The sequence below is a fragment of the Streptococcus infantis genome, assembly GCF_047464215.1.
GTDB classification, from domain to species: domain Bacteria; phylum Bacillota; class Bacilli; order Lactobacillales; family Streptococcaceae; genus Streptococcus; species Streptococcus infantis_P.
Genome location: NZ_JASHCG010000008.1, coordinates 86,768 through 108,907 on the forward strand (window position 1 = coordinate 86,768; position 22,140 = coordinate 108,907).

Annotated in this window: 22 protein-coding genes and 1 riboswitch; of the genes, 15 read left to right on the forward strand and 7 right to left on the reverse strand. The window is 39.1% G+C overall.

The genetic code is table 11. The features are described 5' to 3' along the window. Positions 1-106 precede the first annotated feature (106 nt). The 4 genes from QM469_RS06310 to trkA form a co-directional block, all read right to left on the reverse strand. Complete coding sequence (locus QM469_RS06310) at positions 107-799, reverse strand: CPBP family intramembrane glutamic endopeptidase (protein ID WP_315640846.1); 693 nt, start codon at positions 797-799, stop codon at positions 107-109. A 60-nt stretch (positions 800-859) separates the two neighbouring features. Then, the gene (locus QM469_RS06315; protein WP_414276303.1) at positions 860-1,492 is read right to left on the reverse strand and encodes a hypothetical protein; all 633 of its coding nucleotides are present in this window, start codon (positions 1,490-1,492) and stop codon (positions 860-862) included. A 163-nt stretch (positions 1,493-1,655) separates the two neighbouring features. Further along, positions 1,656-3,095 (reverse strand): TrkH family potassium uptake protein, encoded by a 1,440-nt coding sequence (locus QM469_RS06320; protein ID WP_248034659.1) that lies wholly within the window; start codon positions 3,093-3,095, stop codon positions 1,656-1,658. A gap of 3 nt (positions 3,096-3,098) precedes the next feature. Beyond that, positions 3,099-4,448, reverse strand: coding sequence for a Trk system potassium transporter TrkA (gene trkA / locus QM469_RS06325; protein WP_414276304.1), 1,350 nt, complete (start codon positions 4,446-4,448; stop codon positions 3,099-3,101). Positions 4,449-4,841: 393 nt separating this feature from the next. On the opposite strand from trkA, the gene QM469_RS06330 reads away from it, so the two are divergent. The 13 genes from QM469_RS06330 to QM469_RS06390 all read left to right on the forward strand — a co-directional run bounded on the left by QM469_RS06330 (position 4,842) and on the right by QM469_RS06390 (position 15,382). Further along, on the forward strand, positions 4,842-5,345 hold the full coding sequence (locus QM469_RS06330) for a tRNA (cytidine(34)-2'-O)-methyltransferase (protein ID WP_320692775.1): 504 nt from the start codon (positions 4,842-4,844) through the stop codon (positions 5,343-5,345). 48 nt (positions 5,346-5,393) lie between these two features. After that, positions 5,394-5,612: riboswitch (FMN riboswitch) on the forward strand. A gap of 157 nt (positions 5,613-5,769) precedes the next feature. Beyond that, positions 5,770-6,333: an ECF transporter S component gene (locus QM469_RS06335; RefSeq protein WP_000185852.1), complete on the forward strand. Its 564-nt coding sequence runs from the start codon at positions 5,770-5,772 to the stop codon at positions 6,331-6,333. Further along, positions 6,323-6,973: a phosphatase PAP2 family protein gene (locus tag QM469_RS06340; RefSeq protein ID WP_000653445.1), complete on the forward strand. Its 651-nt coding sequence runs from the start codon at positions 6,323-6,325 to the stop codon at positions 6,971-6,973. Before QM469_RS06335 ends, QM469_RS06340 begins: the two co-directional genes overlap by 11 nt. Positions 6,974-7,000: 27 nt before the next feature. Further along, positions 7,001-7,420: a chromosome partitioning protein ParB gene (locus QM469_RS06345; RefSeq protein ID WP_414276305.1), complete on the forward strand. Its 420-nt coding sequence runs from the start codon at positions 7,001-7,003 to the stop codon at positions 7,418-7,420. Then, positions 7,395-7,877, forward strand: coding sequence for a GNAT family N-acetyltransferase (locus tag QM469_RS06350; protein WP_414276311.1), 483 nt, complete (start codon positions 7,395-7,397; stop codon positions 7,875-7,877). The genes QM469_RS06345 and QM469_RS06350 overlap by 26 nt, the downstream gene beginning before the upstream one ends. Positions 7,878-8,069: 192 nt before the next feature. Next, on the forward strand, positions 8,070-8,495 hold the full coding sequence (rplK, locus tag QM469_RS06355) for a 50S ribosomal protein L11 (protein WP_001085808.1): 426 nt from the start codon (positions 8,070-8,072) through the stop codon (positions 8,493-8,495). 96 nt (positions 8,496-8,591) lie between these two features. Then, positions 8,592-9,281, forward strand: coding sequence for a 50S ribosomal protein L1 (gene rplA, locus QM469_RS06360; protein WP_001085672.1), 690 nt, complete (start codon positions 8,592-8,594; stop codon positions 9,279-9,281). 212 nt (positions 9,282-9,493) lie between these two features. After that, positions 9,494-11,194 (forward strand): acetolactate synthase large subunit, encoded by a 1,701-nt coding sequence (locus tag QM469_RS06365; RefSeq protein WP_414276306.1) that lies wholly within the window; start codon positions 9,494-9,496, stop codon positions 11,192-11,194. Then, positions 11,187-11,663 carry an acetolactate synthase small subunit gene (ilvN, locus tag QM469_RS06370; protein ID WP_001253809.1) on the forward strand — a complete coding sequence of 159 codons (477 nt, stop codon included), beginning with the start codon at positions 11,187-11,189 and terminating at the stop codon, positions 11,661-11,663. The genes QM469_RS06365 and ilvN overlap by 8 nt, the downstream gene beginning before the upstream one ends. A 65-nt stretch (positions 11,664-11,728) precedes the next feature. Further along, the gene (gene ilvC / locus QM469_RS06375; protein ID WP_045763621.1) at positions 11,729-12,751 is read left to right on the forward strand and encodes a ketol-acid reductoisomerase; all 1,023 of its coding nucleotides are present in this window, start codon (positions 11,729-11,731) and stop codon (positions 12,749-12,751) included. 80 nt (positions 12,752-12,831) lie between these two features. Next, positions 12,832-14,082, forward strand: coding sequence for a threonine ammonia-lyase IlvA (gene ilvA, locus QM469_RS06380; protein WP_414276307.1), 1,251 nt, complete (start codon positions 12,832-12,834; stop codon positions 14,080-14,082). An 82-nt stretch (positions 14,083-14,164) separates the two neighbouring features. Further along, positions 14,165-15,061 (forward strand): SPFH domain-containing protein, encoded by an 897-nt coding sequence (locus tag QM469_RS06385; protein ID WP_000243418.1) that lies wholly within the window; start codon positions 14,165-14,167, stop codon positions 15,059-15,061. 105 nt (positions 15,062-15,166) lie between these two features. Continuing rightward, a complete protein-coding gene (locus QM469_RS06390; RefSeq protein ID WP_001140700.1) occupies positions 15,167-15,382 on the forward strand; it encodes a hypothetical protein in 216 nt (71 codons plus the stop codon). Between the two features lie 458 nt (positions 15,383-15,840). Here QM469_RS06390 and QM469_RS06395 read toward each other — a convergent pair whose 3' ends face one another. Together QM469_RS06395 and QM469_RS06400 are read right to left on the reverse strand one after the other, a co-directional pair. Continuing rightward, positions 15,841-16,581, reverse strand: a complete 741-nt coding sequence (locus QM469_RS06395) for an amino acid ABC transporter ATP-binding protein (protein WP_000081949.1) — start codon at positions 16,579-16,581, stop codon at positions 15,841-15,843. Beyond that, positions 16,581-18,146, reverse strand: coding sequence for an ABC transporter substrate-binding protein/permease (locus QM469_RS06400; RefSeq protein WP_045763619.1), 1,566 nt, complete (start codon positions 18,144-18,146; stop codon positions 16,581-16,583). Before QM469_RS06400 ends, QM469_RS06395 begins: the two co-directional genes overlap by 1 nt. Positions 18,147-18,276: 130 nt before the next feature. On the opposite strand from QM469_RS06400, the gene QM469_RS06405 reads away from it, so the two are divergent. Further along, positions 18,277-20,169, forward strand: coding sequence for a DUF2207 family protein (locus QM469_RS06405; RefSeq protein ID WP_414276308.1), 1,893 nt, complete (start codon positions 18,277-18,279; stop codon positions 20,167-20,169). Positions 20,170-20,230: 61 nt separating this feature from the next. Next, entirely contained in the window at positions 20,231-21,076 is an 846-nt protein-coding gene (locus tag QM469_RS06410) for an undecaprenyl-diphosphate phosphatase (RefSeq protein WP_371559020.1), read from the forward strand. 72 nt (positions 21,077-21,148) lie between these two features. Here the strand turns inward: QM469_RS06410 and QM469_RS06415 are convergent. Further along, positions 21,149-22,140, reverse strand: a 992-nt coding sequence (locus tag QM469_RS06415; RefSeq protein ID WP_414320621.1) for an ISL3 family transposase, incomplete at its 5' end; no start/stop codon positions are given.

Below are 22,140 nucleotides of genomic sequence, written 5' to 3' on the forward strand. Positions count from 1 at the left end.
GAGATAGTAAAAAAAGGTGGATTTTTTGAGGTGAAAAGTTTGTTGAAATAAAAAAATCCCTTAGACTAGGACGATTGATCTAGCCTAAGGGAAGAATAGTTGGGTATTAGATACCGAAATTTTTCATAAAAATTGTAAAGAGTGCCAGTAAGATGAAACTGATACTATTAAGTAGCATATGGACTGAGATAGACATTTCCAAACGTCTAGTACGATAAGCAGTCCAAGTGAGGACGGCTGACATCCAGCCATAAATCAAGAAGGAAGGGAGATTAGAAGGTCTGTGCGCAAGGAGGAAGATCAACCAACCAATAACATAGCCAAACTTTTCGTAGCCTTGGAAGAGTTTGGTAGGAATAATCCCGCGACAGATGATTTCTTCACAAATAGGTGCGATTAAAACGATGAGGAAGAAACTGCTAATCAGAGAGCTTTCGGAAATAAGGTTGTTAATTACTTGCTGATTAGAAGTTGTTGTTTGTTTTATGAGTTGTAACCAGATGCCACCTACAAGATTTCCAACAAAGATTGTCAAATAACTCAAAACAATACGAGGAAGATCATTAATCGTTAAGAGTTTAGGCTTAAATACTAGTAACTTGCTCTTATGGGCTCCGTATAAAAAGATAGCGATCACAAGAATCGAAATAAGGGACACAAGAATTGGTGACCAGATTGGATTAAACTGAATTTTAGTTAGTATAGATAGAGTTAGCATAGGAGTCTGAGATAGAAAGATAGCTACTAACAAAATCCCAAACCACGCGAGTCGTTTACGAAAATCTTTAAAAAAGTTCATTGATATGTCTCCTAAAATTTTTATCTAATTATAACACAATTGCTGAGAGGATTCTATTTGTTACCATAAGAGGAAAGTACAGACGACAAATAGAATATCCCGAATCAAATGACCGTAGAATGATACTTCCTGTCTCAAATTTTTTGGGAATAAAAAGCTGAGAAATAGAGCACCAAGGCCAATATAAAAAGCAATCGATAAAATGGTGATTGGGTTACGTAGGAAGATTAAAATGGAAATGATGATGACGGAAAATCTCACTTCCTTGCTACTGGAATTTTTTTGTAACCTTCTCCATTTTTTCAAGGGGAGAAAGGTAACGAGATCAACTCCAAAGAGAAAAAAGAAGGAGGGAAGGATGAGTTCTACAGCTTCTTTTTGAAGTAAGTTAACAGTGACGATACTCTCTGACAGAACCAGCCCAACCCCGCAGAGGTTGACCACAATCATCATACTATAAAATAAAAAGATAAAGCGACTCCTGTCAATCAGTCTATCTCTTTTTAAGTTGTGACTAGATAAATAATGCATAAAGGCACAAGACCCAGATAAGCCCAATAAAGCCAGTAGAAAATAAAAACAGGATTGTTTGAGGGCCAGAGAGGTTCCAGACCAAAAGATACAACTACAAAGTGCCAGTTGGATTAAGGCAAAGAACAAGAGTAGTCGAATTGATTTTATGACTTTTTCCATAAAGTATCCCCTATATTTTTTTCTTATTATAGCTAAAAGATAGGAGAGAAAAGTCCTTAAATTCCCAATTGTCGATTTTTAGAGCTGTCTTGTCTTTTGAAACTAAAAAATCCCTCTTCAAGGGGCCCTTGAAGAGGGAAGATAGGGTATAAAGTTGATTGTTCTAACGTTTAGACCAGGTTCGCTTCATAAAGAGTAGTATGATTGGATAAATTTCAAGACGTCCTGCAATCATTGCAAAGGATAGTAGAAGTTTTGAAAATGGACTAAAAATTGAGAAACTTGCAGTTGTTCCTAAAATAGGACCGATATTGTTAAAGCAACTGAAAACAGCACTCGTGACCACCATTAAATTATTGGTATCTAAACTGACGATGAAAATCAAACTGAGTAAAATCATGATATAAACCACAAAGTACTTCAGAATCTTGTGCTGGGTATCCTTATCAATAACCGTTTGATTAACCTGAAGGGTTAACACACGATGAGGTGATATGGTAGACAAGACTTGATTTTTAGCAATTTTAGATAGGATGACTCCGCGAATAACCTTGAGACCACCTGCAGTGGAGCCAGCAGAACCACCGATTGCCATCAGCATTAGCAAGATGTATTGAGAGAACAAAGGCCAGTTCGTGATATCCCCATATCCAAAACCGGTAGTGGTAATGATGTTAGATACTTGGAAGAAGGCCATCTCAAAGCTTTGAGAAACTCCACTGTAGAGGTGGAGTGTGTTAAGCGTGATTAAGCCAGTTGATATGGCTACAATCAAGAGATAGGCTCGGAGTTCTTCATCAAAAAAGAATTCCTTGATACGACGGAGCATGAGATAGTAGTAAAGGTTGAAATTGACACCAAACATTAAAACCCCGATACTTGTCAAATAGGTGATGAGAGAACTGTGATAGTGGGCAATTCCATCATTATAAACAGTAAAGCCACCAGTACCAGCAGTACCCATAGCGATAACAAAACTATCGTAGAGTGGCATCCCAGCAAGGTAATAAATAACCACAAAGAGGGCAAACATAGCCAGGTAGAGGATATAAAGGATTTGAGCTGTATTTTTTAGCTTAGATACAACCTTACCAAATACTGGTCCAGGAACCTCTGCCTTCATAACCTCTAAGTGACTGTTTTTTGCATTGTCCATGATAGCTAGGGCAAAAACCAGCACCCCCATCCCTCCGATAAGGTGAGTAAAACTCCTCCAAAATAGAAGAGAACGGCTTAAGACAGAAACATCATTTAGAATGGTTGCTCCCGTTGTTGTGAAGCCAGAACTAATCTCAAAGAAGGCGTCTATCATATTGGGAATTTGCCCTGAAAAGACAAAGGGAAGGGCACCAAAGAATGACCAGAGAATCCAACAGAGAGCTACAATTAAGACCCCTTCTTTTGCATAGATTCGCTGTTTTTTAGGTTTGCTGATGATTCCCAGAAGACCTAGAACAACAAGGATTCCGATGGTAGAGAAAAGAGCTGTAAAAACTTGACTCGATTCTCGATAATAAATAGCAATGCTAACTGGAACTAAGAGTAGACCAGCCTCGATCAAGAGTAGCTTTGCAAGAAGAAATCGTACCATACTTCTATTCATAGCTTACCTCTCTAACAGATCATAGATCTTGGTGATATTTGATAGTAGTGTGATGACAACTAACTTATCACCGACTTGAAGGCTATCTTCACCAGTTGGGAAGATTGTTTTTCCATTGCGGATAATAGCAGCAATTAAAATATCTTTTTTGAGTTTCAATTGAGACAAAGGTTTACCAGTCATCTTGTTAGCTTCCTTGATAAGGAATTGAAGAGTTTCAACCTGTCCATTTGCTAGGTGGTGCATCGCTTGAAGATCTGAATATTGGGCATTGGCACGACCATGGATAAAGTGCATAATCGTATCAACAGCGATAGTTTTTGGTGTGATGATACTAGAAAACTCAGGTGCATGGATAATCTCTAGGAGACTAGTTCGATTGACCTTAGTGATGTTTTTCTGAACACCCACACTATCCAAGAACATAGATGTAATAATGTTTTCTTCGTCAACTCCAGTAAGGGTTGCGACCGCATCGTAGTGTTGGGCACTTTCTTCTAGGAGAATATCTTTTGCAGTTCCGTCCCCTTGTACAATATAGAGTTTTGGATATTTTTGACTGAAAAATGCTGCGCGATCTGGATTGAGTTCAATGACCTTGGTATCAATACGGCTATCTTTCAAAATACCAACAAGGTAGTAGGCGATTTTTCCGGCTCCGATAATGAGTAAACTCTTAACGACACGAGATTTGACATAGTTATGAAAAAGCATCATGTCTACACGGTTACCTGTAACAAAAATCCGATCCTTATCTTGGAGGACCATATCCCCACTTGGAATCATGAGCTTATGATCGCGCTCAATGGCACAAACGATAACATTACCAAACTTTTTACGGAAATCAACAATAGACATCTGACAAATATTACTATCAATTCGAACCTTGAATTCCATCAAACTAACCAAACCACCTGCAAAACGCTCAACAGAAAGAGCATTTGGGAAGTCGATGATATTAGCGATAGCCCGAGCTGCAAGGAGTTCTGGATTGACAATAAGAGAAAATCCGAGAATATTTTTTTCTTTAAAGTAAGGGTTGGAATACTCAGGATTGCGAACACGGACGATGGTTTCCTTGGCACCCATTTTTTTAGCTAAGACAGCAGAGACCATATTGACCTCGTCATATTGAGTCATAGCGATGAAAATATCGCAGTCTTGAACATTGGCAGCTTCTAGCATGGCAAAGTCAGCCCCATTACCAGCAATTCCAATAATATCAAAACGGCTTGTCATATAATTAAGAACCGTTTCGTTCTGTTCAATTAGAACAACATCATGATTGTCAGCGACAAGTGAACGACAAAGGGCAGATCCAACTTTCCCCCCTCCGACAAGAATAATCTTCATATTAAATAACCTACTTTTTCAATATGTATCTATCATACTCTTTTTTAGAATAAAATGCACTCGGCAACCGACTCTTTTCATTATAGGGGTAGAAAATTGTCCCACTGATAATCTTACTTGTTAAAAATTTAAGATATAAATCAGCTATTTTCGTGTAATTCTAATGAATACATAAGCATTTTTAGATAATGTAAATATGTTTGTAAAAAAATTGAAAAAATCAAGTCATTTCTATTGACAATCAAGCTGAAAGTGATATACTAAAACAGTAGTTTCGCTGATTTACTTCAAACCTGTTGTGAGGTAAGTTAACGACGCCTTAACCACGCTGTTTGCTGAGCTTGACTCCGGGCAGTGTGGCTATTTTTTTGCACTAGTGAGAGGAAACAAGGCATGACAAATCACATTGTATTATTTGAACCCCAGATTCCACAAAATACGGGTAATATTGCTCGTACTTGCGCAGCAACGAATGCGCCCCTTCATATTATCAAACCGATGGGTTTTCCTATTGATGATCGTAAGATGAAGCGGGCAGGTCTAGATTATTGGGACAAGCTTGAGATTCATTTTTATGATAGCTTGGCTGATTTTATGGGAAAAATGGATGGTCAGCTCTACCTGATTTCCAAGTTTGCAGAAAAAGTCTATTCAGATGCAGATTTCACGACAGAAGGAGATCATTATTTTCTCTTTGGACGTGAAGATAAGGGCTTGCCTGAGGAATTTATGCGAGAGCATCCAGAAAAGGCTCTCAGAATTCCGATGAATGATGAACATGTTCGTAGCCTGAATGTATCTAATACAGTATGTATGATTGTCTATGAGGCTCTCCGACAACAAAACTTTGTGGGCCTCGAACTGGTTCACACTTATGAAACAGATAAATTGAAATAAACACTTAGATAAAATGCTTGCGCTTGCAAGCTTTTTTTGTTATCATAAAGGGGTCTTCAGGGCTGGGTGTAATTCCCGACCGGCGGTGAATTTGACTAGCTATTTTAGCTTTCTCTTCGTTGTCTTGTCTCGATATACTTTAAGTATTATCTTCGACTGCGACGTCTAGATAAATCTAAAATATCTTAGCCAAATAAGTCCGCGAGCGCAAGCTGATGTGGTGAGATTCCACAACCGACAGTATAGTCTGGATGGGAGAAGACGAAAGAATGGCTTTGTCTATTCTAATTGATTTTTTATAGGTAAATTGCAACCGCTTGCTTAAACAGAGTGAGGGGAAACTTTTGGAATATAAAAATAGAGGGTAGATAGAGGAATCCTTTCCAACTTCTTCTGATTTTATAGAAAATTGGAGGAACCTGTTATGACAAACACACGTCGACTTTCGACCATTGCAATTCTATCAGCGCTTTCATTTGTGTTGATGTACTTTGACTTTCCGCTTTTGCCAGCGGCATCCTTTTTGAGGATTGAGTTCAGTATTTTACCGGTTCTTGTGGGCTTGGTAGTCTTGGATTTACCCGCGGCTTTTGGAGTGCTTTTCCTTCGGTCCTTGTTGAAAATCCTTCTGAACAATCAAGGGGTTAGTACCTATATTGGTTTACCGATGAATATTGTTGCCTTGGGAGTCTTTGTACTTGCTTTTGGTTTGATTTGGAAAAAAGAGCGAACAACCATGCGTTTCGTCCTAGCTTCACTAGCTGGTACGCTTGGTTTGACTCTAGCTATGCTAGTTCTAAACTATGTTTATGCTGTTCCTTTGTACGCTAAGTTTGCTAATTTTGATATTGAGAAAATCTTAGGATTGAGCAACTACCTGATGACTATGGTTTTGCCTTTTAATCTGATTGAAGGTATTATCTTTGCCATCTCTTTCTGGTTGTTGTTTGTCCTTTTGAAACCAACTTTAAAATACTATGAAAGATAAACAAACATTTATGATGAAGGGCTCTTTTGCCCTTTTACTTTTTATGATTATTGGCTATATTGTCAAATTTTATCCAGAAATGCTGGTCAGTTTTGATCAGCCGATTCAGACTGCCATTAGAGGTGATTTACCTGAGACCTTAACGCTTCTTTTTCGGGCAATTACGCACTTAATTGACATCCCAGTCATTATTAGCTGGGTTTTAATTGTAGCTTTTGTATTTTATCGTAAGCAATGGAAGATGGAAAGTTATCTCATGCTGGGGAATTTGACTTTAGCTGGAATCTTAATCGTAACTTTTAAAAATATCTACCAAAGACCACGGCCAGAAATTCTACACTTGGTAGAAGAAAAAGGTTTTTCTTTTCCAAGCGGACATTCTCTGGCAGTAACGATTATGGTTGGAACTTTGATTGTGATTTTGAGCCAAAGGATTAAGAATACAGTCTGGAGAAAAATCGTTCAAATCTTGCTAAGTTTATACATCTTCAGTGTATTGGTATCAAGAATTTATCTGGGAGTTCACTACCCGTCAGATGTGATTGCCAGCCTTTGTGTAGGCCTAGGAGTTTTGTTTATGGAGTTCCCTTTCTACGATAAACTGCGTTTTCAATGGCGCTTCAAAGGAAAGCAGAAGTAGGAATTGCCCCTTCTTGAGGAGATAAAAATGGAAGTCAACATAAAAGATCTTCATCCGACTCAACTATATTTATCAGAAAAGAAGTTACAAGATATCCAGATGCTTTATCAGTCGGTGGAACAAATCAATGTTGATCCAATCAGCGTTCTTGCATTTGGAGATTATTTGTTGATTACAGATGGGCATCACAGGGCTTATCAGGCTTTATTGATAGGGCAGAATACGATTTCTGCTGAGTGGGATAGAGATGGAGGTGATGAACTCTATCAACTCTATGCGCAAGCTTGTGAGAAAAGAAGGATATGCTCTGTTCTGGATTTAAAAAATCATATCTTACCTCAAGATGAGTATGAAGCAAAATGGTATAACTGGTGTGATGGGTTTAATCAAGCAGCGGAGCTAGTATTAGGATTAGAAAATGATGACAAAAATCATTCAGATAGATGATTCCTTGCGTCTAGTTCCCTATTTTTTAGCGGATCATCATGATGCAGCTTTGGCCTGGTATCAAGATGTGGATTTGGTGGAACTTGTAGACGGTATTAGAATACCTTATAGTCCGGAAAAATTAAATGCCATGTATTCCTATTTAGAAAGACACGGGGATTTGTTCTGGATTGAGTTTCGAGAAAAGGGAGAGTGGCTTCCAATTGGGGATGTCACCTTATCTCAGGAGAATCTTCCTATTGTGATTGGCAATCCAACTTATCAACATCAAGGACTTGGACGCAAGGTTTTGAAGGCTTTGATTGATCTAGCTCGGCAAAAGGGTTGGAAACAATTGAAAGTTCAAGAAATCTATACTTTCAATCGTATTTCTAGAAGATGCTTTGAGTTTCTTGGATTTGTGGAAAGTGGTACTACTGAAAATGGAGTGAGTTTTGTACTAACTTTGGGCGAATGAACTCACTCCATTGTGGTAGAAGATTCTGAAGATTGATTTCACAAAAAAAGTGTAACAGAAAGAAATATCAAAAATAAAAATTTCTCTTGCATTTTTTAAAAAATAGTGTATAATAGATGGGTATGTGTAAAGCATACTTGTGGGAGGTAAAAATCTCTAATTACCGCCAAAACCACAAAGGAGGATTTAAAAATGGCTAAAAAAGTCGAAAAACTTGTAAAATTGCAAATCCCTGCTGGTAAAGCTACACCAGCTCCACCGGTTGGACCTGCTCTTGGTCAAGCTGGTATCAACATCATGGGATTCACAAAAGAGTTCAACGCTCGTACTGCTGACCAAGCTGGTATGATCATTCCAGTTGTTATCTCTGTATACGAAGACAAATCATTTACTTTCGTTACAAAAACACCACCAGCTGCTGTTCTTTTGAAAAAAGCTGCAGGTGTTGAAAAAGGATCAGGTACACCTAACAAAACTAAAGTTGCTACAGTTACTCGTGCACAAGTACAAGAAATTGCAGAAACTAAGATGCCAGATTTGAACGCTGCAAACATTGAGTCTGCAATGCGTATGATCGAAGGTACTGCTCGTTCTATGGGATTCACTGTTGTTGACTAATCAATAACATCCCTATATAACCCGCAAGACTTCATCATTTCGAGAAGTGACGTGGGAGATGAAAATCGATTGAACCACTTACAAGGAGAATAGAAAATGGCTAAAAAAAGCAAACAACTTCGTGCTGCTCTTGAGAAGATCGACAGCACAAAAGCATACAGCGTAGAAGAAGCTGTAGCTCTTGCAAAAGAAACTAACTTCGCAAAATTTGATGCAACTGTAGAAGTTGCTTACAACTTGAACATTGACGTTAAAAAAGCTGACCAACAAATCCGTGGAGCAATGGTATTGCCAAACGGTACTGGTAAAACAGCTCGCGTTCTTGTATTTGCACGTGGTGCAAAAGCTGAAGAAGCTAAAGCTGCTGGTGCAGACTTCGTTGGTGAAGATGACCTTGTTGCTAAAATCAACGACGGTTGGTTGGACTTCGACGTAGTTATCGCTACACCTGATATGATGGCTCTTGTTGGACGTCTTGGACGTGTCCTTGGACCTCGTAACTTGATGCCAAACCCTAAAACTGGTACTGTAACAATGGATGTTGCTAAAGCAGTTGAAGAGTCTAAAGGTGGTAAAATTACTTACCGTGCAGACCGTGCAGGTATCGTACAAGCTATCATCGGTAAAGTTTCATTTGAAGCTGACAAGTTGGTTGAAAACTTCAAAGCATTCAACGAAACAATCCAAAAAGCTAAACCAGCTACTGCTAAAGGAACTTACGTAACAAGCTTGACAATTACAACTACTCAAGGTGTTGGTATCAAGGTTGACGTTAACTCACTTTAATTAGTAATAATTTAACATGAAAGGTTGAAGACAAGTTTGTCTCAACCTTTTTTCTATTAAAAAAATAAAAATACGTATAAACTTTCTAATCTATTTGATATTGTAAAGTATCTAGATAGAAAATTCAGAAAATTTGCTCTTTTCCCTTGAAAATTTTTGAAAAAATGGTATCATAGTAACAAGCTATTTTTAAGAGAAGAGAAAGGGGAACGATGGAGAAAATCATTTTAGACTCACCTAAGTCGGGATCGGATCTTGTTTTGGAAACACTTCGTAACTTAGGAATCGATACGATTTTTGGTTATCCTGGTGGAGCGGTACTTCCTTTATATGATGCTATTTATAATTTTAAGGGAATCCGCCATATTCTAGGTCGCCATGAGCAGGGCTGTCTTCACGAAGCTGAAGGTTATGCTAAGTCAACAGGAAAACTGGGTGTAGCAGTCGTCACAAGCGGACCAGGAGCTACAAATGCCATTACAGGGATCGCAGATGCTATGAGCGATAGTGTTCCCCTTTTAGTCTTTACTGGCCAAGTGGCACGTGCTGGAATTGGGAAAGATGCTTTTCAAGAAGCTGATATCGTTGGTATCACCATGCCAATCACTAAGTATAATTATCAGGTTCGAGAAACTGCGGATATTCCACGGATTATTACGGAAGCTGTGCATATTGCGACTACAGGTCGTCCAGGGCCAGTCGTCATTGACCTTCCAAAAGATGTTTCTGCGCTTGAGACAGACTTCATTTACTCTCCAGAGATAGATTTACCAAGTTATCAGCCGACACTTGAGCCAAATGACATGCAGATCAAGAAAATCTTGAAGCAGTTGTCTAAGGCTAAAAAGCCAGTTTTGCTAGCTGGTGGTGGGATTAGTTATGCTGAGGCTGCAGCAGAGTTAAATGAATTCGCAGAGCGTTATCAAATTCCTGTTGTTACCAGTCTTTTGGGACAGGGAACAATCGCAACTAGCCATCCACTGTTTTTGGGAATGGGTGGAATGCACGGTTCCTTTGCAGCCAATATTGCCATGACTGAGGCTGACTTTATGATTTCTATTGGTTGTCGTTTTGATGACCGTTTGACTGGAAATCCTAAGACCTTTGCTAAGAATGCTAAAGTAGCGCATATTGATATCGATCCTGCAGAGATTGGTAAGATTATCGCAGTTGATATTCCAGTTGTTGGAGATGCGAAAAAGGCTTTGCAACAGTTACTAGCTGAGCCAATCGTTCGTAACAATACTGAAAAGTGGATTGAAAAAGTTACCAAAGATAAGAATCGTGTTCGTTCTTATGATAAGAAAGAACGTGTGGTTCAACCCCAAGCAGTTATTGAACGTATCGGTGAGTTGACCAAGGGAGATGCCATTGTCGTAACAGACGTTGGACAACACCAAATGTGGACGGCACAATACTATCCTTACCAAAACGAGCGTCAATTGGTAACATCAGGTGGACTAGGAACTATGGGATTCGGAGTCCCAGCAGCTATTGGTGCTAAGATTGCCAATCCAGATAAAGAAGTTGTTCTCTTTGTCGGTGATGGTGGTTTCCAGATGACCAATCAGGAATTAGCAATCTTAAATATTTACAAGATTCCAATCAAGGTCATCATGCTTAACAACCACTCACTTGGAATGGTTCGCCAGTGGCAAGAAGCCTTCTATGATGGTCGAACATCTGAATCAGTCTTTGATAGCCTTCCAGATTTCCAATTGATGGCTCAAGCTTACGGGATTAAAAATTATAAGTTTGATAATCCTGAAACTCTTGAGAAGGATTTGGAAGTCATCATGGAAGATGTACCAATGTTTATTGAAGTAGACATTTCTCGTAAAGAACATGTTTTACCGATGGTACCAGCTGGTAAGAGTAATCATGAGATGTTGGGGGTGAAGTTTAATGCGTAGAATGTTAACAGCCAAACTTCAAAACCGTTCAGGTGTTCTCAATCGCTTCACAGGAGTCTTATCGAGACGTCAAGTCAATATCGAAAGCATTTCTGTTGGCGCAACGGAAAATCCTAATGTATCACGAATTACCATTATCATTGATGTTGCCTCACATGATGAAGTGGAGCAAATCATCAAACAACTTAATCGTCAGATTGATGTGATTCGCATTCGTGATATCACGGATCAGCCCCACTTAGAACGAGAAGTGATTCTTATAAAGGTTTCAGCGCCTGCTGAAAAACGTGCAGAAATTTTGGCTATTATCCAACCATTCCGTGCAACAGTAGTCGATGTAGCTCCAAGTTCCATTACTATTCAAATGACTGGGAATGCAGAAAAGAGTGAAGCTTTGATTCGAGTGATTCGACCATATGGTATTAAGAATATCGCTCGTACGGGTGCAACTGGATTTACCCGCGACTAAAAATCCAACCTCAATTTGTTAAACTAGCCTAATAGGCAATAAAAATAGAAAAGAGAGAAAAAACTATGGCAGTTCAAATGGAATACGAAAAAGATGTAAAAGTAGCAGCACTTGACGGTAAAAAAATCGCCGTTATCGGTTATGGTTCACAAGGTCATGCTCACGCTCAAAACTTGCGTGATTCAGGTCGTGATGTCATCATCGGTGTACGCCCAGGTAAATCTTTTGACAAAGCAAAAGAAGATGGTTTTGATACATACACAGTAGCAGAAGCAACTAAGTTGGCTGATGTTATCATGATCTTGGCTCCAGACGAAATCCAACAAGAATTGTACGAAGCAGAAATTGCACCAAACTTGGAAGCTGGAAATGCAGTTGGTTTTGCACATGGTTTCAACATCCACTTCGAATTCATCAAAGTTCCTGCAGATGTTGATGTCTTCATGTGTGCTCCTAAAGGACCAGGACACTTGGTACGTCGTACTTACGAAGAAGGATTTGGTGTTCCAGCGCTTTACGCTGTCTACCAAGATGCAACAGGAAATGCTAAAGACATCGCTATGGACTGGTGTAAAGGTGTTGGTGCAGCTCGTGTAGGTCTTCTTGAAACAACTTACAAAGAAGAAACTGAAGAAGATTTGTTTGGTGAACAAGCAGTACTTTGTGGTGGTTTGACTGCCCTTATTGAAGCTGGTTTTGAAGTCTTGACAGAAGCTGGTTATGCTCCAGAATTGGCTTACTTTGAAGTTCTTCACGAAATGAAATTGATCGTTGACTTGATCTACGAAGGTGGATTCAAGAAAATGCGTCAATCAATTTCAAACACTGCTGAGTACGGTGACTATGTTTCAGGTCCACGTGTAATCACTGAACAAGTCAAAGAAAATATGAAAGCAGTTCTCGCGGACATCCAAAATGGTAAATTCGCCAACGACTTTGTAAATGACTACAAAGCTGGACGTCCAAAATTGACTGCCTACCGTGAACAAGCAGCTAACCTTGAAATTGAAAAAGTTGGTGCAGAATTGCGTAAAGCAATGCCATTTGTCGGTAAAAACGACGATGATGCATTCAAGATCTACAACTAATTTTTAAGAATATAAACAGAAGGCGAGTTGGGGGGAACCTAACTCGTTTTTTATCTTGAAAACTCATCTAGGAGGAGATTATGCTAAGTGCAAAAGATGTGGTGAAAGCCCACAAGGTTTTGAGTGGTGTAGTAGCCAATACGCCACTTGACTACGATCATTATTTATCCGAAAAATACGGAGCGAAAATTTATCTTAAAAAGGAAAATGCTCAACGTGTCCGTTCTTTTAAAATTCGTGGGGCTTATTACGCAATTTCCCAATTGACAAAAGAGGAACGTGAACGTGGTGTAGTGTGTGCTTCAGCGGGAAATCACGCTCAAGGTGTTGCCTACACATGTAATGAGATGAAGATTCCTGCAACAATCTTTATGCCAATTACGACACCTCAACAGAAAATTGGTCAGGTTCGTTTCTTTGGAGGAGATTTTGTTACTATCAAATTAGTAGGGGATACTTTTGATGCTTCAGCCAAGGCTGCTCAAGACTTTACCGTAGCTGAAAATCGTACTTTTATTGATCCCTTTGATGATCCCTATGTTCAAGCTGGTCAAGGCACGGTAGCCTATGAAATTTTAGAAGAAGCTCGTAAAGAATCTATTGAATTTGATACTGTCTTGGTACCTGTTGGAGGAGGAGGTCTCATTTCAGGTGTTTCTACTTATATTAAAGAAACAAATTCTCAGATTGAGGTCATTGGAGTAGAGGCTGAAGGTGCTCGTTCTATGAAGGCTGCCTTTGAAGCTGGAGGACCGGTTAAACTTAAAGAAATTGATAAGTTTGCGGATGGAATTGCAGTGCAAAAGGTAGGACAGTTGACCTATGAAGCAACACGCAAACATGTAGAAACTCTTATCGGAGTAGATGAAGGCTTGATTTCTGAGACCTTAATTGATCTCTACTCTAAACAAGGTATCGTAGCAGAACCTGCGGGTGCTGCTAGTGTTGCAGCCCTAGAAGTATTATCAGACTATATTAAGGGCAAGACCATTTGTTGTATCATTTCTGGAGGGAATAATGACATCAACCGTATGCCAGAGATGGAAGAACGTGCCTTGATTTATGATGGTATCAAGCATTACTTTGTAGTGAATTTCCCACAACGTCCGGGAGCACTTCGAGAATTTGTAAATGATATCTTAGGACCTCATGATGATATTACTCGTTTTGAATATATCAAACGAGCTAGCAAGGGAACTGGTCCAGTACTAATAGGGATTGCGCTGGCTGATAAACATGATTATGCGGGATTGATTCACCGGATGGAAAAATTTGACCCGTCTTATATTAACTTAAATGGGAATGAAACCCTATATAATATGCTTGTTTAATATGCTATGAAATTTTTATCATATTATTTGCCTAACCTATTTACTAGTGCTATAATGTAAGTGAAGAAAGGGGGAGATTCCCATGGTTTTAAAAGTTATACTTGTTCTAATTATTCTAATGCTTATTGTAGGAGCTATACTAATGAGCTCAATCTATGTTGTTCGACAACAATCAGTAGCTATCATTGAACGATTTGGTAAGTATCAAAAATTGAGCAATAGTGGTATTCACCTAAGAGCACCATTTGGGATTGATAAAATTGCAGCTCGTGTACAACTGCGTCTCTTGCAAAGTGAAATCGTTGTGGAAACCAAGACTCAAGATAACGTATTTGTGACGATGAATGTTGCGACACAGTACCGAGTAAATGAACAAAATGTTACAGATGCTTACTATAAACTAATGAGACCTGAGGCTCAAATCAAATCTTATATTGAAGACGCATTGCGCTCATCAGTTCCTAAGTTAACTTTGGATGAATTGTTTGAGAAAAAGGATGAAATTGCATTAGAAGTTCAAAAACAAGTAGCGGAAGAAATGTCAACGTATGGGTACATTATCGTCAAAACGCTCATTACCAAAGTAGAGCCGGATGCGGAAGTCAAGCAATCGATGAATGAAATCAATGCTGCTCAACGTAAGAGAGTAGCAGCACAAGAATTGGCCGAAGCAGATAAAATTAAGATCGTAACAGCGGCCGAAGCAGAGGCAGAAAAGGATCGCCTACATGGTGTGGGGATCGCAGAGCAACGAAAAGCAATTGTTGATGGACTTGCTGATTCTATTAAAGAGTTAAAAGGAGCCAATGTTGAATTAACTGAAGAGCAAATCATGTCAATCTTGTTAACTAACCAGTATTTAGATACATTGAATAATTTTGCAGAAAAACAAGGTAATAATACAATTTTCTTACCAGCAAATCCTAACGGAGTTGAAGATATACGAACCCATATATTATCGGCTTTAAAAGCCAAGTAAATGTAATCTTAACGTCTTATTTGATTGGATATATGTTTTTTTATTGACAAATGCCATAAAAACGTATACAATTAAATATCGTAAAGAATAAAATAGGAGAAAAACATGGCTAAGACTAACTTTGAAAAAGTAGAATCAGTTGTTAGCTGGGTTCGTGATAAGAAGATCACTGGTTATCGTATTTCTAAAGAAACGAATGCACGTGAAATGTCTATCATTGCTCTAGCTCAAGGACGTGCAAAAGTTAAAAATATTTCCTTTGAAACAGCCCTTGGATTAATTGATTTCTATGAAAAAAATCATGAAAAATTTGAAGATTAATCTTTGGATACAAGCAGACTCTAATTAGGGTCTGCTTTTATTTATGGAACGGCGAAATAGCCATGCTATGACCTGCTCAACAAATCTATTTGTCAGGATGAACTAGGTTGACAGGGAGCTGAGTGATCTCATACTCTTCGAAAATCAAATTCAAACCACGTCAGCTTCGCCTTGCCGTACTCAAGTACAGCCTGCGGCTCGCTTCCTAGTTTGCTCTTTGATTTTCATTGAGTATCACTCATGAAAATCAAATAAAAGATTAGGAATATAGCTACAAGCAATACTTGCTCAGGAAACAGAAGAAGGGATAAAGCTGATTTTTAAAGTATATAAAAAGAGGTCGGGATAAAAAACTCCGACCTTGATTTTTATGTTCATGAGCCTTTGACTCAATATTGATTGGGGTTTGAATAGGAAAACAACTCTTGGTTTAAGAGGTTTATCCAATCGCTTTTATCTTATCCTAAATAGCGTTGTAAAAATTCTCTTGTACGTTCCTCTTTAGGATTTGTAAATAAATCTTCAGGTTTGCCTTCTTCTGCAATCACACCCTTGTCCATAAAGATGACACGGTGTGATACGTCACGAGCAAATTCCATTTCGTGGGTTACAACGATCATAGTCAAGCCTTCTTGAGCTAGTTCTTGCATGATTTTGAGAACTTCACCGACCATTTCAGGGTCGAGGGCTGATGTAGGCTCGTCAAAGAGAATGGCATCAGGATTCATAGAAAGCGCGCGAGCAATGGCTACACGTTGCTTTTGACCACCAGAAAGTTGTTTTGGTTTAGCTTGCCAGTAGCGCTCTCCCATGCCAACTTTTTCAAGGTTTTCTTTAGCAATTTTCTCTGCTTCTGATCGTTCACGTTTGAGGACAGTTGTCTGTGCAACAATCGTATTTTCAAGAACGTTGAGATTTTCAAAGAGGTTAAAGGATTGGAAAACCATGCCTAGTTTTTCACGATAGTGAGTGAGGTTATACCCTTTTTCAAGTACGTTTTCACCGTGATAAAGAATCTCACCTTCAGTTGGTGTTTCGAGAAGGTTGATAGAACGTAGGAAGGTTGATTTACCACTACCGGAACTACCGATGATAGAAATCACTTCTCCTTTATGAATAGTGAGAGAGATGTCTTTTAGGACCTCGTTTTGCCCGTAGGATTTTTTGAGGTGTTTGATTTCAAGGATTGGTTGACTCATTATTTCAAATCCTCCGTTTGCATTTGGTTAGCACCTGTCGTGTAGGTATCCATATCCATACGTTTTTCGATGAAGCGTAGGATACGCGTTACTGTGAAGGTGAGGACAAAGTAGATAACTGCGATGATGGTAAAGGTTTGGAAGTACTGGTAGGTTTGTGTTGCTACTGTGTTTCCTGAGAAGTAGAGTTCTACAACAGAGATAACGTTCAATACAGAAGTATCCTTGATGTTGATGACGAACTCATTACCAGTTGCTGGTAGAATATTTCGAACAACTTGAGGCAAAACAATCTTACGCATGGTCTGGTTATGAGTCATACCAAGTGCAGTTGCTGCTTCAAATTGTCCCTTATCAACAGCCAGAATACCACCACGGACGATTTCAGTCATGTAGGCACCAGTGTTGATCGAAACGATAAAGATAGCAGCTAGCGTACGGTCTAGATTGATTCCGAAAGCTTGAGCAGTTCCATAGTAGATAACCATAGATTGTACAATCATAGGTGTTCCACGGAAAATTTCGATATAGATATTGAGAATCCAACCGATTAGTTTTTGGATACCAAAGATAAATTGGTTTTCAGATAGAGGTGCTGTACGGAAGACACCGATAGCAAGACCGATAGCGAGACCAACGATGGTACCGATAATTGAAATGAGAAGGGTAATACCAGCACCACGCAAGAGTTGTTGCCAGTTTTCAGTCAGAATTTTGGCGACTTGGCCAAAGAAATTACTGTTGCTTTCTTCAGTCGTTGTAGATTCTGCTGGCTGCTCTTTGATCATACGATCCATGAGCGCAACTTGTTCATCTTTAGAAATGGTTTCAATACTGGCGTTGATTTGGCTGATACGGTCATCATCTTTACGAAGTCCAATAGCGATAGATGTATCTTCTTCACCAGTTTTAAAACCAGGTTCAGGCTGAATCATTTTGAACTTAGCGTTTGCTGATTCGGCAGTTAGGGCTTCAGGACGTTCAGAAACATAGGCATCAATGACACCAGCTTCAAGAGCTTGACGCATTTGGGCGAAATCTCCCATGGCAGTTTCCTTCTGAGCGCCTGAGATTTGTGAAATCAAATCATAAAGGTAAACACCTTGTTGAGAAGTGATTTTTGCTCCGCTAAAGTCCTCTAGTGATTTGGCATTTGCATAGGCAGAATCCTTTTTAACCAAAAGTACTGGTTCGCTAGTATAGTAGCTGCTTGAAAATGCAATTTCTTGTTTGCGTTCAGCAGTTGGGCTCATACCTGCAATGATCATATCAATCTTACCAGAAGTAAGGGCTGGAACAAGTCCTTCCCACTTGGTTTTAACAACCAAGGGCTCTTTGCCTAGGTCCTTAGCAATCTTTTTAGCTATTTGGACGTCGTAACCATTAGCATATTGGTTGGTTCCATCGATTTTGACAGCGCCGTTACTGTCGTCATCTTGAGTCCAGTTAAAGGGTGCGTAGGCTGCCTCCATACCGATGCGTAAATATTCATCGGCTTGGACCTGGCTAACTAGTCCTAAAGTAAGGGCCAGGCTAGCAAGGATAGTTAAGCATAATTTTTTCATGATTTCTCCTATTTCTAGTCTAAAATTGCTTCTCTCTATTGTATCGAAAAAGCGGAACTTTTTCAATCTTAGTAAACCCTTACTTGTAAAAAAATGATATAATGAGAAAAAGGTCAAAAGAGGCTATATTATGAAAAAAAGATGGTTAATAGTACTTATATTTACTTGTCTGATAATTGTTCCAAAATTGGTTTTTGCCGTGGATTTCAGCATTCCATCCTATAAAGGAGAACTGTATATTCATGCAGATAATACAGCGGAATTTAGGCAGAAGATAGTTTACCAGTTCGAGGATGATTTTAATGGGCAAATCGTGGGTCTTGGTCGTGCAGGCAAGATGCCTAGCGGGTTTGAAATTGATCCTCATCCAAAGGTTGAGGCCTCGAAAAATGGTGCTGAACTGACAGATGTTACTAGCGAAGTGACAGAAGAAACGAATGGTTATACTGTTAAAGTCTATAATCCAGGTCAGGAAGGGGACAGGGTCGAAGTGGAACTTACCTGGCAATTGAAAAACCTTCTTTTCTTGTATAATGATATCGCTGAATTAAATTGGCAACCCTTAACAGACAGTTCAGAATCTATTGAAAAGTTTGAGTTTCATGTAAGCGGAGAGAAGGGGGCTGAAAAACTCTTTTTCCACACAGGGCAACTCTTTAGAGAGGGAAGTATTGAACAGAGTGGTCATGACTATACTATTCGCTTCGACAATCTTCCGTCTAAGCGCGGAGTTGAGTTGCATGCCTACTGGCCTCGAACCGATTTTGCTAGCGCTATGGATCAGGGCTTAAAAGGGAATCGTTTAGAAGAGTTTAATAAGATAGAAGACTCGATTGTTAGAGAAAAAGAGCAGAGTAAACAACTCGTTACTTGGGTGTTTCCTTTGATTTCGTCACTTTCCTTGTTATTGAGTATCTGCTTCTATTTTATTTATAGAAGAAAAACCACTCCTTCAGTCAAATATGCCAAAAATCATCGTCTCTATGAACCGCCGATGGAATTAGAGCCTATGGTTTTATCTGAAGCTGTTTATTCTACTTCCTTGGAGGAAGTGAGTCCTCTAATTAAAGGAGCAGGCAAATTCACCTTCAACCAGCTTATTCAGGCTACCTTACTAGATGTAATCGACCGTGGTAATGTCTCTATTATTTCAGAAGGAGATGCAGTTACTTTAAGGTTGGTAAAAGAAGATGGCTTGGCAAGCTTTGAGAGGACCTGTCTAAATCTGGCCTTTTCAGGTAAAAAAGAAGTTGCTGTTTCCGATTTGTTTGCAGATTATAAGGTATCTGAGAGCCTTTACCGTGGAGCGAAAGCTACTGATGAAAAACGGATTCAAACAAAAGGCCGTAAGCTCAAATATTCTTTTGAAAGAGCATTGAAAGAGATGCAAGAAGGGGTGGAGGACCGAGTCTCTTTCTTGGGGCTACCAGCTTATTATCGTCCCTTGACTAGCGGGGAAAAGATCTTGCAAGTGAGTATGGGTGTTTCTACTATTTTGCCACTAATCATCGGATTTGGTTTGTTCTTGTACAGTTTGGACGTTCATGGCTATCTTTACCTCCCCTTGCCAATACTTGGCTCATTGGGTTTAATTTTGACTGTTTTCTATTATTGGAAGCTTCGACTAGATAATCGTGATGGTGTTCTAAATGAAGTAGGAGCTGAAGTCTATTATCTTTGGACGAGCTTTGAAAATATGTTGCGTGAGATTGCACGACTGGATCAGGCAGAGTTGGAAAGTATTGTAGTCTGGAATCGCCTACTGGTGTATGCAACCTTGTTTGGCTGTGCTGACAAGGTGAGCCATTTGATGAAGGTTCACCAGATCCAAGTTGAAAATCCAGATATCAATCTCTATGTAGCCTATGGCTGGCATAGCATGTTTTATCATTCAACAGCGCAAATGAGCCATTATGCCAGTGTCGCAAATACGGCAAGCACTTACTCAGTATCTTCTAGTAATGGAAGTTCTGGAGGCGGATTCTCTGGAGGCGGTGGAGGCGGTAGTATCGGTGCCTTTTAAAGAAAACTAAACACAGCTTATAAAAGTATGATATAATGGAGGATAGAAAAAGGAGTTATCTATGTATCTTATTGAAATTTTAAAATCTATCTTTTTTGGTATTGTTGAAGGAATTACGGAATGGTTGCCGATTTCAAGTACAGGTCACTTGATCCTAGCAGAAGAATTTGTCCAGTATAAAGACCAGAGTGAAGCCTTCATGTCTATGTTTAACGTAGTTATTCAACTAGGAGCTATTTTAGCGGTTATGGTTATCTACTTTAACAAGCTTAATCCCTTCAAACCTGGTAAGGATAAGGTGCAAGTCCGTAGAACTTGGCAGTTATGGTCCAAGGTTTTTGTAGCGACTCTACCTCTTCTCCTTGTCTTTAAGTTCGATGATTGGTTTGATACTCATTTCCATAATATGGTGTCAGTGGCTATTATGTTGATTGTTTATGGGGTGGCCTTTATCTATCTTGAAAAACGCAACAAGGCCCAAGCTATTGAGCCAACAGTCACAGAGTTGGACAAATTACCTTATAAAACAGCCCTTTATATCGGTCTTTTCCAAGTCTTGGCTCTTTTACCGGGAACTAGCCGTTCAGGTGCCACTATCGTCGGTGGTTTGTTAAATGGTACTAGTCGTTCAGTTGTAACTGAGTTCACCTTCTATCTAGGAATTCCTGTTATGTTTGGAGCTAGTGCCTTGAAGATTTTTAAATTCATCAAGGCAGGAGAAGTTTTGAGTTTTGGTCAATTCTTCTTGCTCTTAGTTGCCATGGTAGTCGCTTTTGCAGTCAGCATGGTTGCCATTCGTTTCTTGACTAGCTATGTTAAAAAACACGACTTTACGATGTTTGGTAAATACCGCATTGTCCTTGGTAGTGTCTTGCTACTTTATAGCTTTATTCGATTATTTGTATAAGAAAAAAACCTTGAGGGAAGCTTCCTTCAAGGTTTTAAGGCTCTTTGTCAACTGTAGTGGGTTGATGAAAAGTTATAACCTGGAGAGGACCAACATGGTTCTCTCCTTTTTGATATTCAAAGCAATGAGGATTCTAGTTTTAAAGTTTTCAAAGTTCCGGAAGCCAAAAGCATTGCGCTTGATGACCTTAATGAGGTTATTGGTAGCCTCTAGTTTCGCGTTTGAGTAGGGCAGTTCCAGTGCGTTCATGATTTTGTCCTTGTCTTTCAAAAAGGTCTTAAAAACAGTTTGAAAAATAGGATTTACACAAGAAATCGTTTCTTCAATCAGTTCAAAGAAATTGTCTGTTTGTTTCTCTTGGAAATGAAACAGTAATAGTTGATAGAGTTCATAGTGCTTTCTAAGTTCTTGAGAGTATGCAAGGAGCTTTTCGAGAATCTCATTATTGGTCAAGTGTGAGCGAAAAGTAGGGCGATAAAAACGTCTATCACTAAGTTTACGGCTATCCTGTTGAATGAGTTTCCAGTAACGTTTTAATGCTTTATATTCGTGCGATTTACGATCAAAACGATTCATGATTTGGATACGAAGACGATTCATAGCTCGACTGAGATGTTGGACAATGTGAAAGCGGTCGAGAACGATTTTAGCATTAGGAAAAAGTTTTCTGGCAATATCGTAATAGGGACTAAACATATCCATTGTAATGACTTTCACGCGACTTCTCACCTGACTAGAATAACGAAGAAAATGATTGCGAATAGTCGCTTGAGTTCGTCCATCCAGAATAGTTACGATCTTTCTGGAATCAAAATCCTGTGCAATGAAACTCATCTTACCTTTCTTGAAGCTGTATTCATCCCAAGACATGTGAGTTGGAAGGAAAGATAAATCTGTCTTGAATTTGAATTCTTTCAATTTACGAATGACTGTCGAAGTAGAGACAGATAGACTTTCTGCGATAGCCGTCATAGGGACTTTCTCGATTAATTTTTGAGTGATTTTCTGGTTGACGATGGTCGCGATTTGGTGATTCTTTTTGACTAAGGAAGTCTCTGCGACAG